The 25,405-nt window shown below is 61.8% G+C and carries 21 protein-coding genes and 1 riboswitch; of the genes, 11 read left to right on the top strand and 10 right to left on the bottom strand.

The window, feature by feature from the left end; translation table 11 throughout:
- Positions 1 to 202 precede the first annotated feature (202 nt).
- Both TG4357_RS05940 and TG4357_RS05945 read left to right on the top strand, forming a co-directional pair.
- Complete coding sequence (locus TG4357_RS05940; protein ID WP_058261946.1) at positions 203 to 730, top strand: NADPH-dependent FMN reductase; 528 nt, start codon at positions 203 to 205, stop codon at positions 728 to 730.
- A 170-nt stretch (positions 731 to 900) separates the two neighbouring features.
- A complete protein-coding gene (locus tag TG4357_RS05945; RefSeq protein ID WP_058262398.1) occupies positions 901 to 1,812 on the top strand; it encodes an inositol monophosphatase family protein in 912 nt (303 codons plus the stop codon).
- A 149-nt stretch (positions 1,813 to 1,961) separates the two neighbouring features.
- Here TG4357_RS05945 and gcvP read toward each other — a convergent pair whose 3' ends face one another.
- The 4 genes from gcvP to TG4357_RS05965 form a co-directional block, all read right to left on the bottom strand.
- Positions 1,962 to 4,808: an aminomethyl-transferring glycine dehydrogenase gene (gene gcvP, locus TG4357_RS05950; protein WP_058261947.1), complete on the bottom strand. Its 2,847-nt coding sequence runs from the start codon at positions 4,806 to 4,808 to the stop codon at positions 1,962 to 1,964.
- Between the two features lie 107 nt (positions 4,809 to 4,915).
- Positions 4,916 to 5,275: a glycine cleavage system protein GcvH gene (gene gcvH / locus TG4357_RS05955; protein WP_058261948.1), complete on the bottom strand. Its 360-nt coding sequence runs from the start codon at positions 5,273 to 5,275 to the stop codon at positions 4,916 to 4,918.
- A gap of 31 nt (positions 5,276 to 5,306) precedes the next feature.
- Positions 5,307 to 6,431, bottom strand: a complete 1,125-nt coding sequence (gcvT, locus tag TG4357_RS05960; protein WP_058261949.1) for a glycine cleavage system aminomethyltransferase GcvT — start codon at positions 6,429 to 6,431, stop codon at positions 5,307 to 5,309.
- A gap of 160 nt (positions 6,432 to 6,591) precedes the next feature.
- Positions 6,592 to 6,679, bottom strand: a riboswitch (glycine riboswitch).
- 81 nt (positions 6,680 to 6,760) lie between these two features.
- Complete coding sequence (locus tag TG4357_RS05965) at positions 6,761 to 7,219, bottom strand: RrF2 family transcriptional regulator (protein WP_058261950.1); 459 nt, start codon at positions 7,217 to 7,219, stop codon at positions 6,761 to 6,763.
- A gap of 128 nt (positions 7,220 to 7,347) precedes the next feature.
- Between TG4357_RS05965 and TG4357_RS05970 the strand changes: the two genes are divergently transcribed.
- Positions 7,348 to 7,920 carry a gamma-glutamylcyclotransferase family protein gene (locus TG4357_RS05970; RefSeq protein WP_233487434.1) on the top strand — a complete coding sequence of 191 codons (573 nt, stop codon included), beginning with the start codon at positions 7,348 to 7,350 and terminating at the stop codon, positions 7,918 to 7,920.
- A 275-nt stretch (positions 7,921 to 8,195) separates the two neighbouring features.
- A complete protein-coding gene (locus TG4357_RS05975) occupies positions 8,196 to 8,642 on the top strand; it encodes a CBS domain-containing protein (protein ID WP_074647039.1) in 447 nt (148 codons plus the stop codon).
- Positions 8,643 to 8,808: 166 nt separating this feature from the next.
- Here the strand turns inward: TG4357_RS05975 and gltX are convergent, their stop codons facing one another.
- On the bottom strand, positions 8,809 to 10,131 hold the full coding sequence (gltX, locus tag TG4357_RS05980) for a glutamate--tRNA ligase (RefSeq protein WP_058261953.1): 1,323 nt from the start codon (positions 10,129 to 10,131) through the stop codon (positions 8,809 to 8,811).
- A 170-nt stretch (positions 10,132 to 10,301) separates the two neighbouring features.
- On the opposite strand from gltX, the gene TG4357_RS05985 reads away from it, so the two are divergent.
- Together TG4357_RS05985 and TG4357_RS05990 are read left to right on the top strand one after the other, a co-directional pair.
- Complete coding sequence (locus tag TG4357_RS05985; RefSeq protein WP_058261954.1) at positions 10,302 to 11,225, top strand: MBL fold metallo-hydrolase; 924 nt, start codon at positions 10,302 to 10,304, stop codon at positions 11,223 to 11,225.
- A gap of 278 nt (positions 11,226 to 11,503) precedes the next feature.
- Positions 11,504 to 12,466, top strand: a complete 963-nt coding sequence (locus TG4357_RS05990; protein WP_058261955.1) for a 1-phosphofructokinase family hexose kinase — start codon at positions 11,504 to 11,506, stop codon at positions 12,464 to 12,466.
- A gap of 135 nt (positions 12,467 to 12,601) precedes the next feature.
- On the opposite strand, the gene TG4357_RS05995 is transcribed toward TG4357_RS05990, so the two are convergent.
- A complete protein-coding gene (locus TG4357_RS05995; protein WP_058261956.1) occupies positions 12,602 to 14,266 on the bottom strand; it encodes an NAD+ synthase in 1,665 nt (554 codons plus the stop codon).
- A gap of 155 nt (positions 14,267 to 14,421) precedes the next feature.
- Here TG4357_RS05995 and TG4357_RS06000 point away from each other — a divergent pair, with 155 nt between their 5' ends.
- On the top strand, positions 14,422 to 15,882 hold the full coding sequence (locus TG4357_RS06000; protein WP_058261957.1) for an MORN repeat-containing protein: 1,461 nt from the start codon (positions 14,422 to 14,424) through the stop codon (positions 15,880 to 15,882).
- On the opposite strand, the gene TG4357_RS06005 is transcribed toward TG4357_RS06000, so the two are convergent.
- Together TG4357_RS06005 and TG4357_RS06010 are read right to left on the bottom strand one after the other, a co-directional pair.
- Positions 15,879 to 17,339: a hypothetical protein gene (locus TG4357_RS06005; protein ID WP_058261958.1), complete on the bottom strand. Its 1,461-nt coding sequence runs from the start codon at positions 17,337 to 17,339 to the stop codon at positions 15,879 to 15,881. The genes TG4357_RS06000 and TG4357_RS06005 overlap by 4 nt on opposite strands.
- Positions 17,340 to 17,477: 138 nt before the next feature.
- A complete protein-coding gene (locus TG4357_RS06010) occupies positions 17,478 to 18,509 on the bottom strand; it encodes an AraC family transcriptional regulator (RefSeq protein ID WP_158509054.1) in 1,032 nt (343 codons plus the stop codon).
- 145 nt (positions 18,510 to 18,654) lie between these two features.
- Here TG4357_RS06010 and TG4357_RS06015 point away from each other — a divergent pair, with 145 nt between their 5' ends.
- Together TG4357_RS06015 and TG4357_RS06020 are read left to right on the top strand one after the other, a co-directional pair.
- Complete coding sequence (locus TG4357_RS06015; protein ID WP_058262399.1) at positions 18,655 to 19,113, top strand: (2Fe-2S)-binding protein; 459 nt, start codon at positions 18,655 to 18,657, stop codon at positions 19,111 to 19,113.
- Positions 19,114 to 19,115: 2 nt separating this feature from the next.
- Complete coding sequence (locus TG4357_RS06020) at positions 19,116 to 21,356, top strand: xanthine dehydrogenase family protein molybdopterin-binding subunit (RefSeq protein WP_058261960.1); 2,241 nt, start codon at positions 19,116 to 19,118, stop codon at positions 21,354 to 21,356.
- A 38-nt stretch (positions 21,357 to 21,394) separates the two neighbouring features.
- Here the strand turns inward: TG4357_RS06020 and TG4357_RS06025 are convergent, their stop codons facing one another.
- Positions 21,395 to 22,087: a helix-turn-helix transcriptional regulator gene (locus TG4357_RS06025; protein ID WP_058261961.1), complete on the bottom strand. Its 693-nt coding sequence runs from the start codon at positions 22,085 to 22,087 to the stop codon at positions 21,395 to 21,397.
- Between the two features lie 90 nt (positions 22,088 to 22,177).
- On the opposite strand from TG4357_RS06025, the gene TG4357_RS06030 reads away from it, so the two are divergent.
- On the top strand, positions 22,178 to 23,785 hold the full coding sequence (locus TG4357_RS06030) for an FAD-dependent monooxygenase (protein WP_058261962.1): 1,608 nt from the start codon (positions 22,178 to 22,180) through the stop codon (positions 23,783 to 23,785).
- Positions 23,782 to 23,958, top strand: coding sequence for a DUF2783 domain-containing protein (locus TG4357_RS19270; protein WP_139193665.1), 177 nt, complete (start codon positions 23,782 to 23,784; stop codon positions 23,956 to 23,958). The genes TG4357_RS06030 and TG4357_RS19270 overlap by 4 nt, the downstream gene beginning before the upstream one ends.
- A gap of 68 nt (positions 23,959 to 24,026) precedes the next feature.
- Here the strand turns inward: TG4357_RS19270 and TG4357_RS06035 are convergent, their stop codons facing one another.
- Positions 24,027 to 25,397: an aminotransferase class III-fold pyridoxal phosphate-dependent enzyme gene (locus tag TG4357_RS06035; RefSeq protein WP_058261963.1), complete on the bottom strand. Its 1,371-nt coding sequence runs from the start codon at positions 25,395 to 25,397 to the stop codon at positions 24,027 to 24,029.
- Positions 25,398 to 25,405 lie beyond the last annotated feature (8 nt).

Here is a 25,405-nt window from a genome sequence, read left to right on the forward strand (position 1 = left end):
ATAGCGCCGCCTCCGACCCAAAGCGAGATCGAAAGCGCGGTCCGACTGTGCAGCAACGCTCAGACATCCCTGCGCAAAGGCGCTGTCATGCGCACCCTATCCAACCCTGCCGCACCGTAAAAGCCCAAACACCCAGCCAACGAAACCACGGTCGACGCCCGTCGGCGTTGCCCTCGCCTTTGGCCATCGCTAACCATAAGGCATGAACTTTCTCGCGATATCCGGCAGCGCTCGATCTGCATCCACCAACACCGCCTTGTTGCGGGCGCTTTCGGCGGTCGCGCCGCCCGGTCACACCGTCACCGTTTTCAATGGTCTTGCCGACTTGCCGGTCTTTTCTCCGGATTTTGAATCCGCCCCCTTGCCGCAGCCGGTGCAACATTTTGTCAACCTGATCGGCAACAGCGACGGGATCATTATCGCAAGCCCCGAATATGTCCGGGCCATTCCCGGCGGATTGAAAAACGCCATCGACTGGCTGGTGTCCCGTGATGAAATCATCACCAAACCCATTGCTCTTGCCCATGCATCGCATCGCGGCGACGACATGCTTGGCCAGCTTCGTCTGGTGCTGTCCACGGTCAGCACAGGCTTTACCGAAGACATCTTCCTGCGCTGTGATCTGATGAAGCAATCGCCACAGGATATTGCGCGCCATTTTGAAACCAAGGCGGTGCGCAATAGCGCCGAAACCTTCCTGACAGATTTCACCGCATTCTGCCGCCCCTAAACCCATCCTTCCGCTTTGGCCGGAAATCGGGAATACTGTCTGTGCAAGATCAGGAGTTTGGCAACTTCTGGTTCACAGCCCTGCAATAGGCCGCACCCCTGACCGCTTGCGATTCGGGGGGGCAGATGGCACCCATGCTGCAACAGCAACATCAGCCCGGAACCGATACAATGACCAATCTGAATTCGCTTCCCCTGCCCGTCACCTCTCTTAGCCAGGCCCAGCAGAAAAGCCTGGTCAATATCGTCCGCCGCGCCGCCAAGACCGAAATCCTGCCACGGTTTCGCAATCTCAGCGCCGGACAGATCAGCACCAAATCAGGACCGCACGACCTTGTGACCGAAGCCGATACCGAAGCGGAAAAGATGATCGCGCGCGGGATTTTGCGGATGTTCCCCAATGCGATGGTGATCGGCGAAGAAGCCGCGCACGCCCATCCGCATTTGCGTGACGACGCGGCAAAGGCCGAACTGGCCTTCATCATCGACCCGGTCGACGGGACCTGGAATTTCGCCCACGGCTTGCCGGTCTTCGGCGTGATCCTTGCCGCCACCCGCTTTGGCCGTCCGATTTTCGGGATGCTCTATGACGCGCTGATGGATGACTGGATCACCGCCGACAGCGAAACCGGTGCCACCATGTTCGGTGCAATCGGGCCGCATCGGCGGATGCGCACCGCCAAGGGCGGCGCCTTGGGCGACCTGTCGGGCTATCTGCATTTTTATCTGATGGACAAGGACGTACAGCCGAAACTGGCCGAAACACTGCCCGATTTCGGCCGCACCGGTGCGTTGCGCTGTTCGTGCCACGAATACCGGATGCTGGCCCAGGGCAGCGTCGATTTCTGCCTGTCGGGGGTGCTGAACCCGTGGGATCACGCGGCGGGCGTGCTGATCTGCGAACGCGCCGGCGGGCATGTGCGGATGCTGGACGGGCGCGCCTATGACATCTCGATCACCGACGGCTACCTGCTGGCCGCCGCCAACGAAGAGGTGTGGACCACGGTGGCCGACCGTCTGAGTTTCCTGAAAGACAGCCCAAGCGAACTCGACACACCCGCGCAGCCCCTCCCAACGCCGTAGGCCGGGCTTCAGCCCGGCAATCCGACATCCGCCGTACCATGCCGGGCTGAAACCCGGCCTATGGCATGTCGATATGGCCGTTTCCCGAAAATTCGGACCCCACCGCCACCTGTCCAACAAAAAGCCCCGCCAAAGCGGGGCTTTTCCGTTTACTCTGCCGCCTCGGCATAGTCTTCCATCGGCGGGCAGGTACAGACCAGATGACGGTCGCCATAGGCGTTGTCGACCCGGTTCACCGGTGGCCAGTATTTGTCGACCCGGAACGCCCCGGCCGGATAACAGCCCTGTTCGCGGCTATAGGGCCGGTCCCAGTCCCCGACCAGATCCTCGACCGTGTGAGGCGCGTTTTTCAGCGGGTTGTTTTCGGCATCGATGCGGCCGTCTTCGACAGCGCGGATTTCATCGCGGATCGACATCATCGCATCGCAGAACCGGTCCAGTTCCGCCTTGGTTTCCGATTCCGTCGGTTCGATCATCAACGTCCCGGCCACCGGCCAGCTCATCGTCGGCGCATGGAACCCGTTATCCATCAGCCGCTTGGCGATATCATCCACCGTGATCCCGGCGCTATCGGCATAAGGGCGGGTGTCCAGAATACATTCATGCGCCACCCGGCCGGTCGGCCCTTTGTACAGCACGTCAAAGGCCCCTTCCAACCGCTTGGCAATGTAATTGGCCGACAGGATCGCCACCCGGGTCGCCTGGGTCAATCCGTCGCCGCCCATCATCAAACAATAGGCCCAACTGATCGCCAGAATAGACGCCGACCCGAACGGCGCCCCCGCAACCGGCCCCTGTTCGCCGCCGGTCTGGGGATGGCCCGGCAGATGCGGCACCAGATGCGATTTCACCCCGATCGGCCCCACGCCGGGACCGCCACCGCCATGCGGGATGGCAAAGGTCTTGTGCAGGTTCAAATGGCTGACATCGCCGCCCAGATCACCGGGCCGCGACAGACCCACCATCGCGTTCATATTGGCCCCGTCGATATAGACCTGACCGCCATGTTCATGGGTGATATCGCAGACTTCCTTCACGGTTTCCTCGAACACCCCATGGGTCGACGGATAGGTGATCATGCAGCCGGCCAGATCATCACGATGCAGCGCCGCCTTTTCCAGGAAATCGTTCAGATCGATATCGCCGTTTTCCTTCGATTTGACCGGCACAACCTTCCAGCCGACCATATGGGCGCTGGCCGGGTTGGTGCCGTGGGCACTGGTCGGGATCAGGCAGACATTGCGGTGCCCCTGCCCATTGGCCCGGTGATAGGCGGAAATCGTCAGCAACCCGGCATATTCACCCTGCGCCCCCGAATTGGGCTGCATCGAAAACGCGTCATAGCCGGTGATATCGCACAGTTTGGAACTCAGATCGCCGATCATTTCGTGATAGCCCGCAGCTTGATCGGCAGGCACGAAAGGATGAATGTCGCTGAATTCGGGCCAACTGATCGGGTCCATTTCGGCCGCCGCGTTCAGCTTCATCGTGCACGATCCCAGCGGGATCATCGCCCGGTCCAGCGCCAGATCGCGGTCGGCCAAGCGTCGCATATAGCGCATCATCTCGGTTTCCGCCCGGTTCATGTGGAAAATCTTGTGTTGCAGGATTTCCGTTTCTCGCAACGCATGATCGGGCAACCGCCAATCGCCCGCCCGGTCATCGGCCCGCTCGATGCCAAAGGCCCGCCAAACCGCTTCGATGGTTTCCGGCACCACCGCTTCATCCAATGAAATCCCGACCCGGGTCTTGCCCACCGGGCGCAGGTTCACGCCTTCATCAACAGCCGATTTCAACACCGCCTGCTGCAATGGCCCGACCTCGACCGTGATGGTGTCAAAGAAATTTTCCGGCTCGATCTTGAAACCGGCCTCTTCCAGCCCCTGCACCAAACGCACCGCCTTGCGGTGGATGCGCTGCGCGATGGCCTGCAACCCTTTGGGCCCATGAAACACCGCATACATCGATGCCATCACCGCCAACAACGCCTGCGCGGTACAGACATTCGACGTCGCCTTTTCGCGGCGGATATGCTGTTCGCGGGTCTGCAACGCCAACCGGTAAGCGCGGTTGCCACGCGCATCGACCGACACGCCGACGATCCGGCCCGGCATCGCCCGCTTGAACCCGTCGCGGCAGGCCATATAGGCCGCGTGCGGCCCACCATAGCCCAAGGGCACGCCGAAGCGCTGGGTCGATCCGACTGCGATATCGGCGCCCATCGCGCCCGGTTCCTTCAACAAGACCAAGGCCATCGGATCGGCAATGACGATCCCCACCGCCTTGGCCGCGTGCAGCGCGGTCATCTGGTCGGTGAAATCGCGCACATGGCCATAGGTGCCGGGATACTGGAACACCGCACCGAACACCTTGTCGGCCTCCATCGCCTCGGGGGCTCCGACGATCACCTCGATCCCCAACGGCGCGGCGCGGGTCTGCATCACCGCGATGTTCTGCGGGTGGCAGTTTTCATCGACGAAAAACGCCTTGGCCTTCGATTTCGCCACCCGTTGCGCCATGGTCATCGCTTCGGCCGCCGCTGTCGCCTCGTCCAGCAGCGACGCGTTGGCCACCTCCAGTCCGGTCAGATCGCTGACCATGGTCTGATAATTCAACAACGCTTCCAGCCGGCCTTGCGAAATTTCCGGCTGATACGGCGTATAGGCGGTGTACCAAGCGGGATTTTCCAGGATGTTGCGCTGGATCGCCGGCGGCGTCACCGTGCCGTGATAGCCCATGCCGATCAGGCTGTTGAGAACCTTGTTCTTGCCCGCCACTTCGCGCATCCGCCGCAGCATCTGGCGTTCCGACAACGCCCGCCCGAATCCCAGCGGCACTTCGGCCCGGATCGCCCGGGGAACGGTCTGATCGATCAACGCGTCAAGATCGCGTACACCGACCACCTGCAACATCGCCGCCATTTCCTCTGGCGACGGGCCGATATGACGGCGGTTGGCAAAATCGTAAGGCAAATAATCGGTTGGCTCGAACGGCATCCCGGTGCTCCTCGTTTCGGCGCGTTTGCATTTCATCTTGGCGGCAAATACCCCCGCCGGGGGCTGGGTCTGCGCACCCCTCCACGGGGGGCGCAGACTGATCACGCTTAATCGACCAGCGCGTTATAGGCGTCTTCGTCCAGATAATCGTTGATCACCGAAACATCATCGACCTTCAGCTTGAAAAACCACGCCTCGCCCAGCGGGTCTTCGTTCACCTTGCCCGGTTCGTCGACGATCGCATCGTTGACCTCGACGATCTCGCCATCGATCGGGGCGGCGATATCGCTGGCCGCCTTGACGCTTTCGATCACCACGATTTCATCACCCTTGGCGACCATCGTGCCCACCTCGGGCAGTTCCACGAACACCACATCGCCCAGCGACGTGCTGGCATGTTCGGTGATGCCGACGACGATCAGATCGTCCTCGACCCGCAGCCATTCATGATCTTCGGTATATTTCATAGGCCGGTTCCTTTTCCCTGTAAGCCTGATCTTATCTTTTGAAACGCGCCGGTACGAAGGGCAGCGCCACCACCTCGACAGGCAGCCGCTTGCCGCGCACCTCGCCATAGATAACCGTACCGGGGGCCGCGAATGCAATGGGAACATAGCCCATCGCGACCGGTCCCTCGACCGTCGGGCCAAAACCGCCCGACGTGATGCAGCCGATCGGCGTTTCGCGGTCTGCTTCGGCAAAAAGCGAAACCCCTTCGCGCATCGGTGCCCGGCCTTGCGGTTTCAGCCCGACGCGGGCGCGCTCGGCACCGTTATGCAATTCCGACAAGATCCGGTCGGCCCCTGGAAAACCGCCTTCGCGGGCGCCGTCCGACCGGCGGATTTTCTGGATCGCCCAGGTCAACCCCGCCTCGACCGGGCTGGTGCCAGTGTCGATGTCATGGCCATACAGGCACAGCCCGGCTTCCAGCCGCAGGCTGTCGCGCGCGCCCAGCCCGATCGGCAGCACCCGATCATCGGCCAGCAGCTTGCGCGCCAGCGCCTCGGCGGCGTCGACCGGCACCGAAATTTCAAACCCGTCTTCACCGGTATAGCCCGACCGCGAAATCCACGCTTCGGCACCGCCCAGATCGACCGTGGCCACATCCATGAATTTCATCTCTGCCACGGCGGGGTTCAGCGCCGCCAAAACCGCTTCGGCCTCGGGGCCCTGCAACGCCAGCAACGCGCGATCCTCGATCACCTGCAACGTCACATTAGCGGGCAGATGCGCGCGCAGATGGGCGATATCGGCTTCCTTGCAGGCGGCATTGACCACCATGAAAATGTGATCGCCGCGATTGGCAAACATCAGATCGTCCAGAATGCCGCCCTGTTCATTGGTGAAAAAGCCATAGCGCTGGCGGCTTTCGCCCAATCCCGCCGCATTGACCGGCACCAGCGATTCCAGCGCCAGCGCCGCGGCTTCATAATCACTGCCACGCAAAATCACCTGTCCCATATGGCTGACATCGAACAGCCCGGCATGGCTACGGCAATGCAGGTGTTCTTTCATCACCCCGGCGGGGTATTGCACCGGCATGTCATAACCCGCGAACGGCACCATCTTGCCGCCCAGTTCGCGGTGCAACCCGTCCAATGGCAGGGATTTCAAATCGCTCATAGCCGCTCCGATCCTTGGTTAACCGGTGTGGCAATACAAACCCCGTCCGGCATCAATCCGACGCGGCCATCAGGCCACGTTCTTCGATGCCCCCTCTGTCCCTTTGCCTGAGATCGCTATCCCTTCGGCGGACGCATCTCTGCGCCTCTCTCCAGAGTGTTTCACCCGATCGGTCCCTTGGGCCTGAGAGTTTCCGGGGGCGGTTGCTCCTTCGGCACCGGCTAAGCCGGTTCTCCCGATCGATAACTCGTGATTAGCCGAGTCGCCTTCATTCGGCAAGAGGTCGTTTATCGCCCCCTTCGCCAGACATCTTAGAGATGAAAAACGACCTACGTGTCACTCTTTTGACCGCAGGAAAAGGACTTCATGATGTGCAATAGCGGCAGATTGTCGCAGACAAGCGCATCCAACGTAATTGCGTCAAGATGCCGGTAAAACGCCTCCGCCGCATCGACCAACGCGAGTTTCAGGCGACAGGCTTCAACCAAAGGGCATGTATTGTCGGCATCGGCAAAGCATTCGGCCAGCGGCACCGGCCCCTCCAGAACCCGGAACACTTCACCGATCCAGATGTCTTTGGCGTCGCGCGCTAGGGTGATACCGCCATTGCGGCCGCGTTGCGTATGCAGATATCCAAGCTGCCCCATCTGATTGATGACCTGTGCCAGATGGTTTTCCGACGCATTGCAGCGTTCAGCGATTTCCGATTTGGTCACCAACCTTTCGGAATGGGCCGCACAGTACATCAAGATTCTGATCGCGATATTGGTCCGCTTGGTAACACGCAAAGCTTGGCTCCCCCCAACAATGTCTGCATAATTATGATCATATCATGTTCGATAGGCTTGGATATTGATAAATCGCCAAAGGGTTTAATTGCATTTTGGATATATGTTTCTTCGGATACGGTTCTCTGGTGAACCGTCAAACACATGACTATGGCGAAGCACACCCTGCGCGGGTATTTGGATGGCGTCGCACCTGGCGTCATACGGCGTTGCGCCCGGTCGCGTTTCTGACTGCGGTTCCCGATCCGGTCACCCGGATCGACGGTTTGATTGCTGCGGTGCCGAACGGGGACTGGCGGGCGCTGGATGCACGCGAACACGCCTATGACCGGGTCGATCTGACCGATCTCGAAGATCACCCGCTGCCGTTCACCCCCAAGGTGGCGATCTATTCCATTCCTGCCGGCAAACATGGGGCCCCCACGATGGCGCATCCCATTTTGCTCAGCTATCTCGACGTGGTGGTTCAGGGGTATCATCAGGAATTCGGCACCGAAGGCGTGACCCGGTTTTTTCAGACCACCGATGGCTGGGACGCCCCGATCCTGGACGACCGCACACAACCGCTTTATCCGCGGCATCAAACGCTGGCGCGGTCGGAAACCCGGTTGGTCGACCGGATGCTCGACGATGTCGGTGCCCGGCTGGTGCCGCTGACCCGATCCCAGTCCGAAGCGATTCACAAACCCAACGGCAGCTGAAAAGCCACCTTGGGGTTGACCCAATGGCCCTGTTTTCACGACCAAATGACACGATTAAGCCATGTTCTTGCCCTTCAAAAGGCGACATTCCCCGCCTTTTGCCACCCCGCCCCATACCTATTGTCAGGTCAATCCCACCGCCCCGGTACCGTTATAGTATCTGAGACATCAGCCTTTGGCCTGAACGCCAAGATGCTCGCTAAACGAAACGAAGCGAAAGGGACGACCCGATGCCTGACCTGGCAAAACTGGAACGTGCCCTGAGTGGGGGAAGCATGAACAAACCTAAAACAATGGCACAAATCATCCGCAAACGCCGATTCCATTTTGTATCGCCCGACGAAACGGCGCGCAAAGCCTGCAAGGTGATGAATAACCGCAAATTGGGGGCCGTTCCCGTCGTCGATGCGGACAACAATCTGCTGGGCATGATCAGCGAACGCGATATCGTGCGCCGCTGCATCGGTGAACGCCGCCGCACCGCGCTTACCCCGATCAGCGAAGTGATGACGCAAAACCCGGTTTTTGGCGACCCCGACGATACTGTGATCATCGCCATGGCCAAGATGATGCAGAACCATATCCGCCATCTTCCAATTGTGAAAGACGGCAAGGTGCTGGGCTGCATTTCGATCCGCGAAGTGATCAATGAACTCAGCTATATGGCGATGAAAAACCTAGGGATGGTCGAAACCGGGTTGAAAGAACTGGAAACCGCCTAAGCACCGCCTTCCCTCCCGCCGATTTTCGAGTTCGGTTTTGGTGTGGCGATGTGTGGCCCTAGCCCCCGTTACGGTCGCGCTTTCGCAGTTCGCCAGCGCCGAAGAAAGGAAAGCCCCGTATCCTCCCAGGGATGCGGGGCTTCTCCCTGTGACGCGGTCCCCCGGTTCAGCCGCGGGCGCGCACCACTTGCAATAACGGCATCACGCTGGCCATGTCCGGGCCGTGACCCTGCCCGGTCAGCGCCTTGCGCAGCGGCATGAACAACCCCTTGCCCTTGCGCCCGGTCGCGGCCTTGACCTGCGCCGTCCACTTGCCCCAGGTGTCACCATCAAACGGTCCCTCGGGCAGCAGCGTCATCGCCTGGGCGATAAAGTCGCGGTCCTCGTCCTCGATCACCGGTTCGGCCCCGTCACGGAACAACGCCCACCAGCTTTGCAAATCGGCGCGGACGGTGATGTTGTCCTTGCACACCGCCCAAAACGCTTCGGCCAAATCGGCCGGCACGCCCAGCGCCGCGATTTCGTCTTTCATCGCCGCGAACGGCAGCGATTGCAGATGATGCGCGGTCAGCGGGAACAGATCCTTTTCGTCGAACTTGGTCGGGGCCGCGCCGAACCGTTTAATATCAAACCCCGCGATCAATTCCTCCATCGAGCTGCGCAATTCGATCGGGTCGGACGATCCCAGCCGCGCCATCATGCTCAGCAGCGCCATCGGCTCCACCCCCTGTGCGCGCAGGTCCTTGATCGACAAAGCCCCCAACCGTTTCGACAGCGCTTCACCCTGCGGCCCGGTCAACAAAGAATGATGCGCGAATTCCGGCACCGTGCCGCCCAGCGCCCGGATGATCTGAATCTGGGTGCCGGTATTGGTCACGTGATCCGATCCGCGCACCACGTGGGTCACGCCCATTTCGGTGTCATCGACCACCGACGCGATGGTGTACAGAACCTGACCATCGGCCCGGATCAGCACCGGGTCCGACACGCTGGCCGCGTCGATGGAAATATCGCCCAGGATACCATCCTTCCATTCGATCCGTTCATGATCCAGCCGGAACCGCCAATAGCCACCCCGTTCGGCCCGCAACGCATCTTTTTCCGCCTCTGACAGTTCCAGCGCGGCACGGTCATAGACCGGCGGTTTGCCCATGTTCAGCTGTTTCTTGCGCTTCAGGTCCAACTCGACCGGACTTTCGAAACATTCATAGAACCGGCCCATGTCACGCAACCGATCCGCCGCTTCGGCATAGCGGTCCAACCGCGCCGATTGCTGTTCGATCCGGTCCCAGGTGATGCCCAGCCATTCCAGATCCCGCTGAATCTGGTCGATATATTCCTGCTTCGACCGCTCGGCATCGGTATCGTCGATCCGCAGGATGAAGGTGCCGCCGGATTTGCGGGCAATCAGGTAATTCATCAGCGCGGTGCGCAGGTTTCCGACATGGATAAAGCCGGTCGGCGACGGGGCGAAACGGGTCGTGGTCATGCATGATCTCCTGTTGCCGGACCCCATGTCACAGCTCCAGGGATTTGTCCAGAATGTGCCCGCGACACAGCGCCAAACGCCGACCGGTCACATAATCGTGAAAATCGCGCTCCACGGCATAATTCACGCTATAGTTCCAAGCAACAACAACACCCAACGGGAGTCTCCAAATGACCACATCACGCCTGACCCGCCGCGCCATGTTGGCCGGAACCGCCTCGCTGCCGCTTGCCGCCACTTTGGCAAACCCTTTGAATGCCGCCGCCGCCATGCTGGGGGCCGCGCCATCCCGGTTCAACCGCTTCACCCTCGGCGGGTTCGAAGTCACCACCCTGCTCGCCGGCACCCGCACCGTGCCCGACCCGCAAAAAACTTTCGGTATGAATGTCAGCGCACAGGAATTTGCAGACGTTTCCGCCGCCAACATGATTCCGGCCGACAAGACGCAATTCTTCTTCACCCCGACCGTGGTCAATACCGGGACTGAACTGATCCTGTTCGACACCGGGCTGAACCCGGCCGGCATCACCGAAGCATTGAACGCAGCGGGCTACAGCCCGGATCAGATCGACAAGGTGGTGATCACCCATATGCATGGCGACCATATCGGCGGGCTGCGGGGCGATACCGGCGATACGTTCGCCAATGCCAGCTATGTCACCGGCACGATGGAATTCGACGCTTGGGCCAAGATGGAAAACGAAGGGTTCGAAGCCAAGGTGCGACCGCTGGCCGACCGGATGACCATGCTCGACGATGGCGGCAGCGTTGCAAGCGGCATCACCGCGATGGCGGCTTTCGGCCATACCCCGGGGCACATGGCCTACCGTCTGGAAAGCGACGGCAAACAGCTGCTGCTGGCGGTCGATTTCGCCAACCACTATGTCTGGTCGCTGGCCTATCCCGATTGGGAGGTCCGCTTTGACAGCGACAAGGCGATGGCGGCAATCACCCGGCGCAAAATCCTCTCCATGCTCGCCGCCGACAAGATCCCCTTCGTCGGCTATCACATGCCGTTCCCGGGGCTTGGCTATGTCGAACCGCGCGCAGACGGCTACAAATACGTCGCAGCAAGTTATCAACACATGCTCTAGGCTGTGGACAAGATTGTGGGCGGCCCATCTGCCGCCCACAAAACAATGCGGCCCAAACGATCCACAACGACGCGCGCCGGATTGGCCGAACCGGGGATCGCCAACAAAACATCCACAGCCACTTTCGCATGTTTCCCATTGAAAATAAATTATTTTATTCCCTTTTCCACACCCGCCCCTCGCGCCAAAGACATCCTTAGCGGCACGATGATACAATCACGACTTGGCAGCCCGGGGTCCCCGGTGCCATGTTGCGCAGGATGGCAAAGGGGCAACGGATGCGGGACATTCTGACAATCACGCTGAATCCGGCGGTGGATATGTCCACCACGACAGACCGGGTCAGCGCCGGCCCCAAACTGCGTTGCGACGCCCCCCGGACCGATCCCGGTGGCGGCGGCATCAACGTGTCACGGGCGGTGCTGACGCTGGGCGGGCACAGCCGGGCGCTGGTGGCGTTGGGCGGACCGCGCGGTGAAACCCTGCTCAGCCTGCTGCATGATGAAGGCATCGCGGTGCTGCCTTTCGCCGCCCCCGGCGACACCAGGCTCAGCCTTGCGGTGACCGACAGGACCACCAAGGAACAATACCGCTTCGTGCTGCCGGGACCGGCCTGGGGCAAAAAACGGCTGAACGGCCTGTTGCAACTGGCCGCCAGAACGACCCCGGCCGATGGCTATGTCGTGCTCAGCGGCAGCCAACCGCCCGGCGCGATCGACCACTTCCCCGCATTGCTGGCCGAAGCGCTGACACCGCGCAACGCACATCTGATCGCCGATATCTCCGGTCCCGCGCTGCAAACCCTGTGCGATGGCACCGGCCCGCCAGTGGCGGCGCTGCGCATGGACCGGGACGAATCCGAACGGATCGCCGGGCAGCCGCTGCCGACCGTCGCAGACAGCGCCGCCTTCGCCCAATCGCTGCTGCGACGCGGCGTGGCTGATCTGGTGGTTGCCGGTCGTGGTGCCGACGGCTCGGTTCTGGCCATGACCGGGGACAGCTTTCACGCCGCCCCTCCCCCGGTTCCGGTGGTCAGCAAAATCGGCGCCGGCGACAGTTTCGTCGGGGCCTTCACGCTGGCGCTGGCCCGTGGCCTTTCCCCGCAAGAGGCGCTGCGCCACGGCACCGCAGCGGCCTCTGCGGCGGTCATGACCGAAGCCACCGAACTGTGCCGCCGCGCCGATGCGGACCGCCTGCTCGGCCAATGCGCGTTGCACCGCCTGCCGGACGGGTCCGGCTGATCCCCGTCCCTGCCCTTCTTCTGTTGGCTAAATATCCCGGGGGTGGCGCGCCCTGCGCGCCGGGGGCAGCGCCCCCAACCGCTTCGCCGCAAGGCGAAGCTGATCACGTGCGCCCGGAACGGGCGCGCCTTCAGGTCACGCCCCGGTCGGATCGCGCCAGCGGTTGACGACCGGATAGCGCCGGTCCATCCAGAAAGCACGCGGGCTCAGCCGGGTGCCCGGCGCGGACTGGAACCGCTTGTATTCGCTGATATAAAGCAAATGTTCCACATGTTTAACCACAGCCCGGTCATAGCCCGCACGCACGCAATCCTCGACCGATGCTTCGGCATCGACCAGCAACATCAGGATCGCATCCAACACCTCATAGGGCGGCAGGCTGTCTTCGTCCTTCTGATCGGGGCGCAATTCGGCGCTCGGCGGTTTGTCGATGATCGACACCGGGATCACCGGGCCCGCCGGCCCCTTCATCCAATCGCGGTGATTGTCATTGCGCCAGCGGCAGGTGGCAAAGACCCGGGTCTTGTACATGTCCTTGATCGGGTTATAGCCGCCGTTCATGTCGCCATAGATGGTGGCATAGCCGACCGCGACCTCGGATTTATTGCCGGTGGTCAACAACATCTCGCCGAACTTGTTCGACAGCGCCATCAACAACAACCCGCGCAGCCGCGACTGGATGTTTTCCTCGGTGACATCCGCGTCCCGACCGGCAAACAGCGGTGCCAAAGTGTTGCTGATCGCGTCGCGGCCTTCGGAAATCGGCACGAAATCATAGTGACAGCCCAGATTTTCTGCCATCGCCTTGGCATCGTCCAGCGATCCTTGCGACGTATATTCCGACGGCAACATCACGCAGCGCACGTTTTGTGGTCCCAAAGCATCGGCAGCGATGGTGGCCACGATGGCGCTGTCGATCCCGCCCGACAGGCCCAGCAACACCTTGCCGAACCCGGTCTTGCGACAATAATCGCGCAAGGTTTCCACCATGGCGCGGTAATCTTGTTCCATATCGTCGGGGATATGGGCCCGGGCACCGGGCTCGATCCGCCACCCGGCTTCGCCCCGGATCAGATCGACATGGGAAATGCCTTCGTCGAACAACGGCATCTGCAACGCCAGTTCGCCACCCGGATTCAACGCGAAAGTGCCGCCATCGAAGACCAGATCGTCCTGGCCACCGGCCAGATTGAGGTAAATCAACGGCAACCCGGTTTCGACCACCCGCGCCACCATCAGGTTCTGCCGCAGTTCCAGCTTGCCCCGAAAATAGGGCGACCCATTCGGCACCAGCAGGAATTCCGCCCCGGTTTCGGCCAGGGTTTCGGCCACGTCTTCATGCCAGGCATCTTCGCAGATCGGGCTGCCGATGCGCACCCCAGCCACCGAATACGGCCCGGCCAGCGGCCCGCTATCATACAGACGCACCTCGTCGAACACGGTTTCATTGGGCAGGTGGTGTTTCAACACCCGGTGAACCACCGCGCCACCGCTGAGAATGAAATAGGCGTTATACAGCTTGCCGTCGTCCACCCAAGGCCCGCCGATGCCAATCGCAGGCCCGTCGGCACAGGCCGTGGCCAGCGCGTCGATCTCGGCGATGGCGGCCCGGTGAAAGGCTGGTTTCATCACCAGGTCCTGGGTGTTGTAGCCGGTGATAAACATTTCAGGAAACGCCACCATGTCGGCGCCCGCCGCCCGCGCCTGTTCCCAGGTCGCACGCGCTTGGGCGGCATTGCCGGACAAATCCCCGACCGTCGGATTGAGCTGCGCTACTGTCAGGCGAAATTTATCTGCCAATGTTTTGTTCCCTCATGGCCTGCCCTTCCGATTTATCAGATCAGCAGGCGAGGGAAAGCCGATTTGCGCCAAAACACATTGTCACCCCTCGGGCTGTCCTCTAGTTTCCCCCTTGTTTCAGCATGGAACCGCAACAGCAGCGTCGGGAATACCACATGACGAAAAAGCAGATCGTTTTTGCACTCCTTCTTGGCACCGCAACACTGGTGGCGGGCATCGGACAGGCGCAGGACAGTCAGGTCCTGACCAAGCAATATGACGATGGCGGCGTCTACGAAGGCACGTTCCGCAACGGGCTGCAACATGGCGAAGGCACTTACCGGCTGCCCAATGGCTATGAATATACCGGCGATTGGGTCGATGGCGAAATCAAGGGCAAGGGCGTCGCGCGATTCCCCAACGGATCGGTCTATGAAGGCGCATTCGAAAAGGGCAAACCCCAGGGATTCGGCACTATCGTCTTCACCGATGGCGGCACCTATGAAGGCGACTGGCTGGCGGGCAAAATCACCGGTCAGGGCATCGCCATCTATGCCAATGGCGTGCGCTACGAAGGCGGGTTCTTCAACGCGATGCACCATGGTCGCGGGGTGATGCAATCGCCCGGCGGCTATATCTATGAAGGCGACTGGATCAACGGCGTCAAGGAAGGTCTGGGCAAGATCACATATCCCGATGGCGCCATCTACGAAGGTCAGGTTCAACGCGGTGCTCGCGAAGGTCAGGGCACGCTGACGATGCCGGACGGGCTGATCTATACCGGGCTGTGGAAAGACGGTCAGATCAACGGCAAGGGCAAGCTGACCCAACCCAATGGCGATGTCTACGAAGGTACGCTGGCCGGGGGCCGCCGCGAAGGCGGCGGTCGGGTAACCTATGCCAATGGCGACACCTATATCGGTGATTTCAAGGCCGACAAACGGCACGGCCACGGCGTGTTCACCGGTGCCGACGGCTACCGCTATGACGGCAACTGGACCGCCGGTCAGATCGAAGGCCAAGGCACCGTCACTTATCCCGACGGATCGGTCTATACCGGTCAATTCCGCGATGGGCTGGCCGATGGCGTCGGCAAGATCACCTATCCCGACGGCGCCACCTACGAAGGCGACTGGGCCGCCGGGGTGATCGAAGGTCAGGGCAAGGCCAGCTATCCCAACGGTGTCACCTATGAAGGCGGCTTCGTGAACGCCCGCAATCAGGGCTTCGGCATGATGACCTATGCCGATGGCTATCGCTACGAAGGCGACTGGCAAAACGGCCAACGCCACGGCACCGGCACCGCGACCTATCCCGATGGCACCATCTACGAGGGCGGTTTCGCCGACGGTCAGCGCGATGGCCGCGGCGCACTGACCATGTCCAACGGGTTCCGCTATGACGGCGAATGGAAAGCCGGGGAAATTTCGGGCCGTGGCATCGCCACCTATTCCAACGGCGATGTCTACGAAGGCACCTTCCTGAACGGCAAACGCCAAGGCACCGGCACCATGCGCTATGCCACCGGACAGGAAGCCACCGGCGATTGGCAAAACGGTGCGCTGTCGGCAGCCCCCCCGGCCGCGACCGACACCGACCCCGCAACCGACCCCGAAACGCCTGCCGCCTCGGACTAGGCCCGCGCCCGTCGGATCAACTGCACCACGGCCAGCACCACCACCAGCCCCAGCAGCCAGACCACCCGGGTCTGATAGCGGTCATCGACCCCCGACAAAGTGCCGGTCACCCCGGCATTCAGAACCAGACCCAACAAGATCACGATCATCAGCCCCAGCCCGCCCTGCGCATCGCGCGGATAGCGCGCGATCAACACCAGAAGCAGCGCACAGGCCAGCAGCGCAAGCCCGGTACTGACCTGATAGACCGGGCTTAACCGGGCCGGCTCGAACGCCAATCCTGGCCCGATGCTCAGCAACGGCGCGGGATCGATCAGCGGGGCCGCGATGAACCCGCCCGGATACAGATCGCCGATTTCATCCACCCGCCAGCGGAAAAACTGCCGCACCGCATTCGACAGCCCGTGACCGATCACCGCCACCGGGTCGGCACGCAACACCGCAAGGGTAAACCGCATCTGTTCCCCCGACAGCCGCGCCCGCATTTCCGGGCTGGCGGTTTCATAAACGCCCTGTTGCGGATCGTCCGACCACAGCAGAACATTGCTGTACCATGTGCCCCGGCCCGCGCGCAGTTCGTCCCCCGGCATCCGGTCCAGATAGGCGCAGATCGCAAACGCCTCCGTGGCGCAATTTTCCGTCAGATACTCGAACCCCGGCCCATCCGCGACCAATCGCGCGGTCAGGAAGGGCGGCCGCATCGGGGCCGCGCCGTAGTGGTTTTTAACCATCGCGCTGAACCCGGCCTGCCCGGCGACGCAGATCGCGATAGCCGCCAGCACGGTGGCGATGCCGCGCCTTGGCAGCCGCCCGAAACAGCGCCACGCAACCAGCGCCGACAGCACCAGCAAAACCGCCGCGACCAAGACATGGCTGACATGAAACAACAGCGTCCCGGTCAGCATCACCGCCCAGAACGCCCATTGCCCGCGCCCCATGCGATCGTCGAACAGCATCAGGTTGGCCAGCGCCAAAATTGCCACCCCCGCCGCCAGATCCGGCATCAGGTAATCGGTGTAAAGCGCCAGCGGCGTCAGCAGCGCCAACCCCGCCGCAATGACCGGCCCGAAATCGCTGCGCCCCAACACATTGCGGCAGGTCAGCCCGATCACGCCAAGCACCAACGCCGCCTGTATCAGCACCGGACCGGCCCCATCAGCCAACACCACCCCAATCAGAAGGAACCCGCCAAACCACGGTGATCGGGCCGAAGACACCGACCCGTCACCGCTTGGGTCTTCGGCTATTTCGCCTGTTGTCGCGTCGGGATTTGCGGCCACCGGCATCATGCTGGCCTCGACCAGCGTCGTTTCGATCCCCAACGCCATCTGCAGCCCGGTCGCCGCCCCTTTCAGATAAGGCACGGTATCGGGGAAAACGATCGGCCCGTGAAAAGCAAGCAGCGGCCAAAGCATGAGAATATAAGCCAAAAACCAAAGCAAGCCAGATCGCAGCATCGGCGCGGTCCTTCAAAATGGGCAGGGGCGCAGTGTCGGCCACGCCCTGTAATTCAAATAAAATTGACCCTATTGAGCGAAATTTTTCCTGTCAACGCGGCCGCTGACGGCCCCGCCCCAAACGGCTGCAAATGGCTGTTATTGCATCACTTGCCCGCGCGCCTGCATCGGCGTCATGCCGGTCCAGCCTTGAAACGCCCGGTAAAATGAATTCGGGTCGCGATAGGCCAGCAGGAAAGAAATCTCCTCGACGCTCAGATCCCCTTGCGACAGATAACGCAGCGACAATTCCGACCGGGTCGCATCCAGCACCGACTGGAATGTTTCGCCCTCGGCTTTCAGATATCGTTGCAGGCTGCGTTTGCTGATATTGAGCCGGGCACAGACCGCATCGGCGGACGCATTGCCGCTGGGCAGCAGGTCCAGCAGCGTCGCCCGCACCCGGTTGGCGACCGACGATTCCTCTTGCTGTTCGGCCAATTGCCGGTGCAGGTCGATTTCCAGCATTGCCCAGAAATCGTCGTTCTGCGACAATAGCGGGCGTTCGGCATCTTCGGCGCTCAACACCATCCTGGCAGCATCACCAAGTTGCGCATCCACCCCGAAAAACGCGTTATATGCCTGATCCGACCCAGCTATTTGCGGCATGTGAATGGCGACCGGCACGATATGTTCGGCGGTAAAACGGCGGGCGCATTCCAGAAAATAAACCAATTCGAACGCCGCTACGACCGGCGGCATTACCACCTCCGGGTCGGCCGATGCGATGGTGATCTCGACCTGTCCGCCGCTGCGCCGCACCTGCAACCGAACCGGCGCCACCAAGGGTTTGAACAGCGATAACCGGGTCAGGCCAATTTCGATATTCGGGCTGCATGAAAACGCCAGTATCGCTGCCACATAAGGCGCTTGGGCGAATTGCCGCCCCAGGTTCAACGCCACGTCGTCGTGCTTGGCCTCGTCGAACCCGGCCTGCCAAAGCGCATAGAATTCCCGCGCCGTCACCCCCTTGCCTTCATGGTCAAGAAAATCCGGTGCCAACCCGACCCGCCGCAACAGCCGGGTTTCATCCAGCTTCAGCATGGTGCAGAACTGTCGCATATGCTTGGCGATCGGATAGCGTTTGTTCTGGCGCATCTTCGGGCTGACCTTTCTTCCGACTTCGGGCAAGATTACCCATCTTGCCCGCGCCGATACCATATCACGCCACGGGCTTGTCGCAGTCGGTTATAACAATGGCGCGATATGCGAGTTTTACAATCCATTTGCTGCGCTATCTTGGCAGTAAGGATATATTGCGCCGGGAGGAATGCAGATGAAACTGGTCGTGAACGGAACCGCGCACGAAATCGATGTCGAAACGGACATGCCGCTGCTTTGGGTGCTGCGCGATGAACTCGGGCTGACCGGCACCAAATATGGCTGCGGCGTCGCCGCTTGCGGGGCTTGCACCGTCCATATCGACGGGGTCGCGGTGCGCTCCTGTCAAACCCCGGTGGGCGATGTCGACGGGCCCGTCACCACCATCGAAGGTCTGGGCAATCCCGCCGCGCTGCACGCGGTGCAGGCGGCGTGGGACGAACATCAGGTGGCGCAATGCGGCTATTGCCAGTCGGGCCAGATCATGCAGGCCGCCGACCTGTTGGCGAATACCCCCAATCCGACCGACAGCGATATTGATGACGCGATGTCGGGCAACCTGTGCCGCTGCGGCACCTATCCGCGCATCCGCGCCGCGGTGAAAACCGCCGCCGCCAAATTGCAGGAGGCATAATCATGAGCCGCGCAGGAAAAATTGCCCGCCGCACCTTTCTGATCGGGTCCACCGCCATCGTCGGCGGCGTCGCTTTCGGCGTTTACCGGGTCAAAACCCCCTATGCCAATCCGTTGCAGGACGCTCTTGCCGATGGCGCCGCCAGCTTCAACCCTTGGGTGATGATCGACGCTGACAAGATCACCCTGATCGGTCCCCATGCCGACAAGGGCCAAGGCGTGGCGTCTTCGCAAGCCGCCTTGATCGCGGAAGAAATGGATCTCGATTTCGGCCAGTTTGAAATCAGCTTCGGCACCCCCGACAAGGCCTACTGGAATACCGCCATGGCCGGCGAAGGCGTGCCCTTCATGTCCACCAATGAAAGCTTCACCGCCGAAACCATGCGGGACGTGATGTCGGGCGGGATCAAGCTGCTGGGGATGCAACTGACCGGCGGTTCCAGCACCATCCCCGACAGTTTCGACAAGCTGCGCCGCGCCGGGGCAATGGCGCGCGAAACGCTGAAACTGGCAGCCGCCCAGAAATCCGGCGTGCCCGTGGCACAGTTGAAAACAGCGCAGGGCGCGGTGCAACTGCCCGATGGAACGGACCTGAAATATACCGAACTGGCCGCCATCGCTGCCACGCTGGACCCGGTGCGCGATGCCCACCTGCGCGATCCCGGCCAATGGCGGCTGATCGGCAAACCGATGCACCGGCTCGACATGACCGCCAAGGTCACCGGCACCCAAACCTATGGCATCGATCTGAAGATCGACGGCATGGTCCATGCAGCCGTAAAAATGAACCCGCGTCAGGGCGGCGCGCTTGCGGGCTATGACGCTGCGGCGGCGCAATCCATGCGCGGGGTGCAAAAAGTCCTGCCGATCACCGGCGGTGTCGCGGTGATCGCCGACAACACATGGCGCGCCTTTCAGGCGGCGCAGGCGATCGAATTCGACTGGGGTCCGGCCCCCTATCCCGCCGAACAGGACGATCACTGGACCGAAATCGGCAATTCCTTTACCAAGGATCGTCTCGACAAGACTTGGCGCGATGACGGCGATGTTGAAACCGAACTGGCCAAGGGCAGCGTCGTTGCCGCCGAATACCGGTCGCCCTACGTGGCGCATCAACCGCTGGAACCGCTCAATGCGGTTGTCAAAGTGACCGATGACGCGGTCGATGTCTGGTCCGGCAATCAGATTCCGCGCCAATTGCAACAGATCGTGGCCAAGATCACCGGCCACAAAGCCGCTCAAGTCCGGTTCCACAATCAATTCATCGGCGGCAGTTTCGGTCACCGGCTGGAATTCGAATTCATCAAGCAAGCCACCGAAATCGCCAATCAGATGCGCGGCACGCCGGTCAAACTGACCTATAGCCGGGAAGAAGATTTCGCCCATGACTTCCCCCGCCATATCGCCATGGCGCGCGGCACCGGCACGGTGGCGGATGGCAAAGTGGTGGCAATGGATCTGGATATCGCCTCACCTTCGGTGATGTCGTCGCAAATGGGCCGCGCCGGCCTGCCTGTGCCGGGACCGGATATGCAGATCGTGGCGGGCGCGTGGAACAATCCCTATGCGCTGGCGCATCTGCGGGTGCGTGGCTACCGGGTGCCGGAATTGGCGCCGGTGTCGTCGTGGCGGTCGGTCGGGGCCGCAGGGGCCGGGTTCTTCTTTGACAGTTTCCTTGACGAACTGATCCACCGCGCCGGGGCCGACCCGATGGAAGAACGCATTCGGCTGATGGGGCACGACCTGTCGCGCAGGGTGCTGGAAACGGTGGCCGAAATGTCATCCTGGGGTGGCGAACTGGCCGCCAACAAAGGCCGCGGCGTCGCCTTTGTCGAAAGCTTCGGCGTGCCCACCGCCGAAGTGGTCGAGGTGACAAATACCGAAAACGGCATTCGCATCGACAAGGTCTGGGTCGCCGCCGAAGTCGGTCGGGTGGTCGATCCGGTCAATTTCGAAAATCTGGTGCAGGGCGGCGTGATTTTCGGCCTTGGTCACGCGATGAACAGTCAGATCACCTATGCTGACGGCATGGCCGAACAATCCAACTACTGGGATGCCGAAGCCATGCGGATGGCACAATGCCCCGAAATCTTTGTCAAAGGCTTGGAAAACGGCCCGCATGTACGCGGTATCGGCGAACCCCCGGTTCCACCCGCCGCCCCGGCGCTGGCCAATGCGATCTTCGCCGCCACCGGCCAGCGGTTGCGCGCCTTGCCGTTCAATCAGGGCATTGATTTCGTCTGATCGCGCTTGGGGCAAGCCCGGCCTTGCCCCGGCTTGCCCTACTTGCCGCAGATCGCGAACAATCCCGCCCGTGACGTGATGCCCAGCTTGCCATAGGCGCGTTTGCGATAGGTCACCACGGTCGACGCCGCGACCCCCAGATCGGCGGCGATCAGATCGGCCTTGCGCCCCGACAAGATGCCCAGACAGACCGCGCGTTCCCGGTCGCTCAGCACCGCCAGCGGTTCCGGTGTGTCGCTTTGCGCCGCGCGTTCGAAATGCATCAGCGCCAACCGCCCGGCCAGCCGGGCCAGATCGGGCGCGCATTCGGTCCCGTCACCGGTGTGATACAGGCTGACAAACAGCCGCAGCCGGTCGCCCACCGCCACCATCGTGGTCTTGGCCGCCAATCCCGGCGCATCAAAGAATACCCGCCGGTATTCCGCGCCCATCCGCTGCGCGAAGTCCTCCAGCCGGTACAGCGTGACCGTCCCCGCCGCCGCCTGCCGCAGCGCGGGCAACAGCGGGTCTTGCAAAAACCAACCGTCCAGATAGGTCGCGGCCAATTTCCCCGCCAAGGCCCCATGGCTGAAATGGCGCGACAACAGGCACCGCGCCCGGTCGCCCTCGATGGCGAAAACCATGATCTGATCGACGCCAAGCGTTTCCACGAAATCGGCAAACGCAGGCGCGAAACCGTCGCGTCCCAGCGCGGCAAGGCAGGTGTCGATATGCTGGGCAAGCGCGGTCATGCCTCCGTCATAGCATGTCCTCCCACAAAGAGGACAGACAGCCCCACCTGCGGTTTTGTAAACCACCGCACAGACCACAGGAGAACCCAGATGAGACCCGCCGGACGCGCCGAAACGGATTCGCTTTACTTCGACTACCCGCATTTCGACCCACCCGCTGCGCGGGATCGCTTGACCGACCCGACCCCGGTCGCCATCGTCGGCGCCGGTCCGGTCGGCATGACCGCCGCGCTGGCACTGGCGCGCCAAGGCATCGCCTCGGTCGTGTTCGACGCCAAGGACAGCTTCAACGATGGCAGCCGCGCGATCTGCGTCGCACGCCAATCCTATCACATTCTCGACCGGCTTGGCGCGGTTGCCCCGTTTCTTGAAAAATCGCTGGGCTGGACCACCGGGCGCAGCTTCTACCGTGGCCATCAGATCCTCGAATTCGACATGCCCGACAGCCCGCGCGAAAAATACCGCCCGATGTACAACATCGAACAGCAATATATCGAACAATACCTGTGGGATGCCATCGCGCGCGACCCGCTGATCGATACCCGTTGGCAAAGCGAAGTCACCGGCGTCACAGACACCGAAAACGGCGTGCGGCTAACCGTGCGCGACCCAAAAGGCAGCTATGACATCACCGCCGCTTGGCTGCTGGCCGCCGATGGGGCCCGCAGCACCGTCCGCACCCTGCGCGGGCTGCGCCTGAAGGGCGACAATTTCGAAGGCCGCTATGTCATCGCCGACGTGCAGATGGATCACGACTATCCCACCATCCGCCGCGCCCTGTTCGATCCCGATTGCAGGCGGGGCGGCACCATCCTTGTCCATAAACAGCCCGACAATATCTGGCGGATCGATTATCAACTGCGCGACGGCGAAGACGAAACCGACGCGGTCCGCGAAGAAAACGTGCGCGGATCGGTGGCGGCGGTTCTCGATGAACTCGGCTATACCGGCGATTGGGATCTGGAATGGTGGAGCATCTATTCCGCCAACACGCTGGCTTTGGACGATTACCGCGACGGGCGGATTTTCTTCATCGGCGACAGCGCCCATATCGTGCCGATCTTCGGGGTGCGCGGGCTTAATAACGGCATTGCCGATGCCGACAATATCGCGTGGAAACTGGCCCGTGTGATTCAGGGACAGGCCGGACCGGCGCTGCTGGACAGCTACACACCCGAACGGCGCGGTGCCACGCTTGACGTGTTTGCCAACGCGTCGAAATCGGCGCGGTTCATGACCCCGCCGACCAAGGGTTGGGCGCTGATGCGCGATGCCGCGCTGAACCTCGCGCTGGATCATCCCTTTGCCGGGGAACTGGCCAACCCGCGCCAGATGACCCCCTACAGCTATGCCGACAGCCCGATCGTGTCGCCCGACGATCCGGATTTCGACGGTGGCCCGGTGCCCGGCGCACCGCTGCCCGAAGCCCGCGTCGGTGACGGCTTCCTGTCCGACCGGCTTGGACCCGGCTTCAGCCTGATCGCTTTCGATCCCGATCTCAACGCCGGTCTGGCCGATCTCGACCTGACCCAAGTGCTGCTGCCCCCCGGATCGCAAGCCGCCGAAACGCTGGCCGCCACCGCGACAAGCGCCTATCTGGTGCGGCCCGATGGCCATATCGCCGCCCGCTGGGCCGATGCCACTCCCGCCGCAATCCGCCACGCCTTCGCCCTTTCGACCGCAGGAGAAACCACATGACCCCCGTTGATGTCGAAACCGTCTACGAAGCGCTTGCCGAACAGCTTGACGCGGTCGGGGATAAAACCGACCTGTTCCTCGCCAAGCTGGCGCTGCTTTTGGCGCATGATATCGGCGACGCCGCCCGCGTCTGCACCCGGATTGCCGAAGCGGCCCAAAACCTCGACGCCTGACAGCCCCGCCTGCCCGGCATCGCGGCCCTTGACGGGCTGTCCCCCCGCGAGGGACAGCCCCAGCGCGGCTAGCCCAGAACCTCGGCCACCGCCTCTTTCAGCTTGCCCGCGATTTCATCGGCTTCTTCCCGGCTCAGGCAGAATGGCGGCGCGAATCCAAGGATATCGCCCTCGGGCATGGCGCGCGAAATGATCTTGCGGTTCAGCAGTGCCGCGTTGATCTTGGCCCCCACGGTTTGGGCGGGATCGAAATAGACCCGGTCGGTGCGGTCTTCGACGAATTCGACCGCGCACAGCAACCCTTCGCCGCGCACCTCGCCGACATTGGGGTGATCGCCGACCGCATCCATCAACGCCTGTTTGAAATAGGCCCCGGTGTCGGCCGCGTTCTGCACCAGCTTCAGATCGTCCAGCAGTTTCAGGTTGGCAACCCCCGCCGCCGCCCCGATCGGATGCGCCGAATAGGTCCAACCGTGCCCGATCGCGCCGTTTTCGTCGGTGCCCTGTTCCAGTATTTTCCAAACCTTGTCCGACAGGATCGACCCCGACAGCGGCGCATAGGCCGAAGTCAGCCCCTTGGCGATGGTGATGATGTCGGGCCTGATGCCGCAATGGTCCGACCCGAACATCGACCCCAAGCGACCAAATCCGGTCACCACCTCGTCGGCGATCAGCAAAATATCATGACGGTCCAGAACCGCCTGAATCGCCGTCCAATACCCTTCGGGCGGCGGCACCAACCCGCCAGTGCCCAGCGCCGGTTCACCGATAAACGCGGCGATGGTGTCGGCACCTTCGCGCGCGATCAGTGCCTCCAATTCGGCCACGCAATGGGCAACGAACTGTTCCTCGGTCTGATCAAGGTTGTCACGGCGGAAATAATACGGCGCTTCGGTATGCACCACTTGGGACAGAGGCAGGTCGAATTTGCGATGAAACAGCCCCAGACCGGTCAACGACCCGGTCATCAATCCCGATCCGTGATAGCCGCGCCAGCGCGAAATGATTTTCTTCTTCTCGGGACGGCCCAGGATATTGTTGTAGTACCAGACCAGCTTGATGTTGGTCTCATTGGCATCCGACCCGCTCAACCCGTAATACACCTTGGACATGTTATCCGGTGCCCGGTCGAGGATCATCTTGGCCAGCGTGATCGACGCCTCGGTGCCATGCCCGACATAGGCGTGGTAATAGGCCAATTCCTTGGCTTGCGCGGCAATCGCCTCGGCGATTTCGGGGCGGCCATAACCGACATTGACGCAATACAGCCCGGCAAAGGCATCCAGCAACCGATTGCCGTCGCGGTCCTCGATATGGCAACCCGACCCGCCGGTGATGATCCGCTGCGGCAGGTTCCCGCGGGCGAATTCCGCCAGATGGGTCGAGGGATGAAAGAAGTTTTCGCGGTCCCAGGCGTCCAGTTGATCGTTTTTCAGCATCTTCTTGT

Origin of the sequence: Thalassovita gelatinovora (assembly GCF_001458355.1) — a bacterium.
Taxonomy (GTDB): Bacteria; Pseudomonadota; Alphaproteobacteria; order Rhodobacterales; family Rhodobacteraceae; genus Thalassobius; species Thalassobius gelatinovorus.

What these genes read in the sequence shown, in the direction of transcription:
- TG4357_RS05940 (WP_058261946.1), top strand. Translation starts at nt 203, where the DNA reads ATGAACTTTCTCGCGATATCCGGCAGCGCTCGATCTGCATCCACCAAC.
- TG4357_RS05945 (WP_058262398.1), top strand. Translation starts at nt 901, where the DNA reads ATGACCAATCTGAATTCGCTTCCCCTGCCCGTCACCTCTCTTAGCCAG.
- gcvP (WP_058261947.1), bottom strand. Translation starts at nt 4,808, where the DNA reads ATGCCGTTCGAGCCAACCGATTATTTGCCTTACGATTTTGCCAACCGC.
- gcvH (WP_058261948.1), bottom strand. Translation starts at nt 5,275, where the DNA reads ATGAAATATACCGAAGATCATGAATGGCTGCGGGTCGAGGACGATCTG.
- gcvT (WP_058261949.1), bottom strand. Translation starts at nt 6,431, where the DNA reads ATGAGCGATTTGAAATCCCTGCCATTGGACGGGTTGCACCGCGAACTG.
- TG4357_RS05975 (WP_074647039.1), top strand. Translation starts at nt 8,196, where the DNA reads ATGAACAAACCTAAAACAATGGCACAAATCATCCGCAAACGCCGATTC.
- gltX (WP_058261953.1), bottom strand. Translation starts at nt 10,131, where the DNA reads ATGACCACGACCCGTTTCGCCCCGTCGCCGACCGGCTTTATCCATGTC.
- TG4357_RS05985 (WP_058261954.1), top strand. Translation starts at nt 10,302, where the DNA reads ATGACCACATCACGCCTGACCCGCCGCGCCATGTTGGCCGGAACCGCC.
- TG4357_RS05990 (WP_058261955.1), top strand. Translation starts at nt 11,504, where the DNA reads ATGCGGGACATTCTGACAATCACGCTGAATCCGGCGGTGGATATGTCC.
- TG4357_RS06000 (WP_058261957.1), top strand. Translation starts at nt 14,422, where the DNA reads ATGACGAAAAAGCAGATCGTTTTTGCACTCCTTCTTGGCACCGCAACA.
- TG4357_RS06005 (WP_058261958.1), bottom strand. Translation starts at nt 17,339, where the DNA reads ATGCTGCGATCTGGCTTGCTTTGGTTTTTGGCTTATATTCTCATGCTT.
- TG4357_RS06015 (WP_058262399.1), top strand. Translation starts at nt 18,655, where the DNA reads ATGAAACTGGTCGTGAACGGAACCGCGCACGAAATCGATGTCGAAACG.
- TG4357_RS06020 (WP_058261960.1), top strand. Translation starts at nt 19,116, where the DNA reads ATGAGCCGCGCAGGAAAAATTGCCCGCCGCACCTTTCTGATCGGGTCC.
- TG4357_RS06025 (WP_058261961.1), bottom strand. Translation starts at nt 22,087, where the DNA reads ATGACCGCGCTTGCCCAGCATATCGACACCTGCCTTGCCGCGCTGGGA.
- TG4357_RS06030 (WP_058261962.1), top strand. Translation starts at nt 22,178, where the DNA reads ATGAGACCCGCCGGACGCGCCGAAACGGATTCGCTTTACTTCGACTAC.
- TG4357_RS19270 (WP_139193665.1), top strand. Translation starts at nt 23,782, where the DNA reads ATGACCCCCGTTGATGTCGAAACCGTCTACGAAGCGCTTGCCGAACAG.
- TG4357_RS06035 (WP_058261963.1), bottom strand. Translation starts at nt 25,397, where the DNA reads ATGCTGAAAAACGATCAACTGGACGCCTGGGACCGCGAAAACTTCTTT.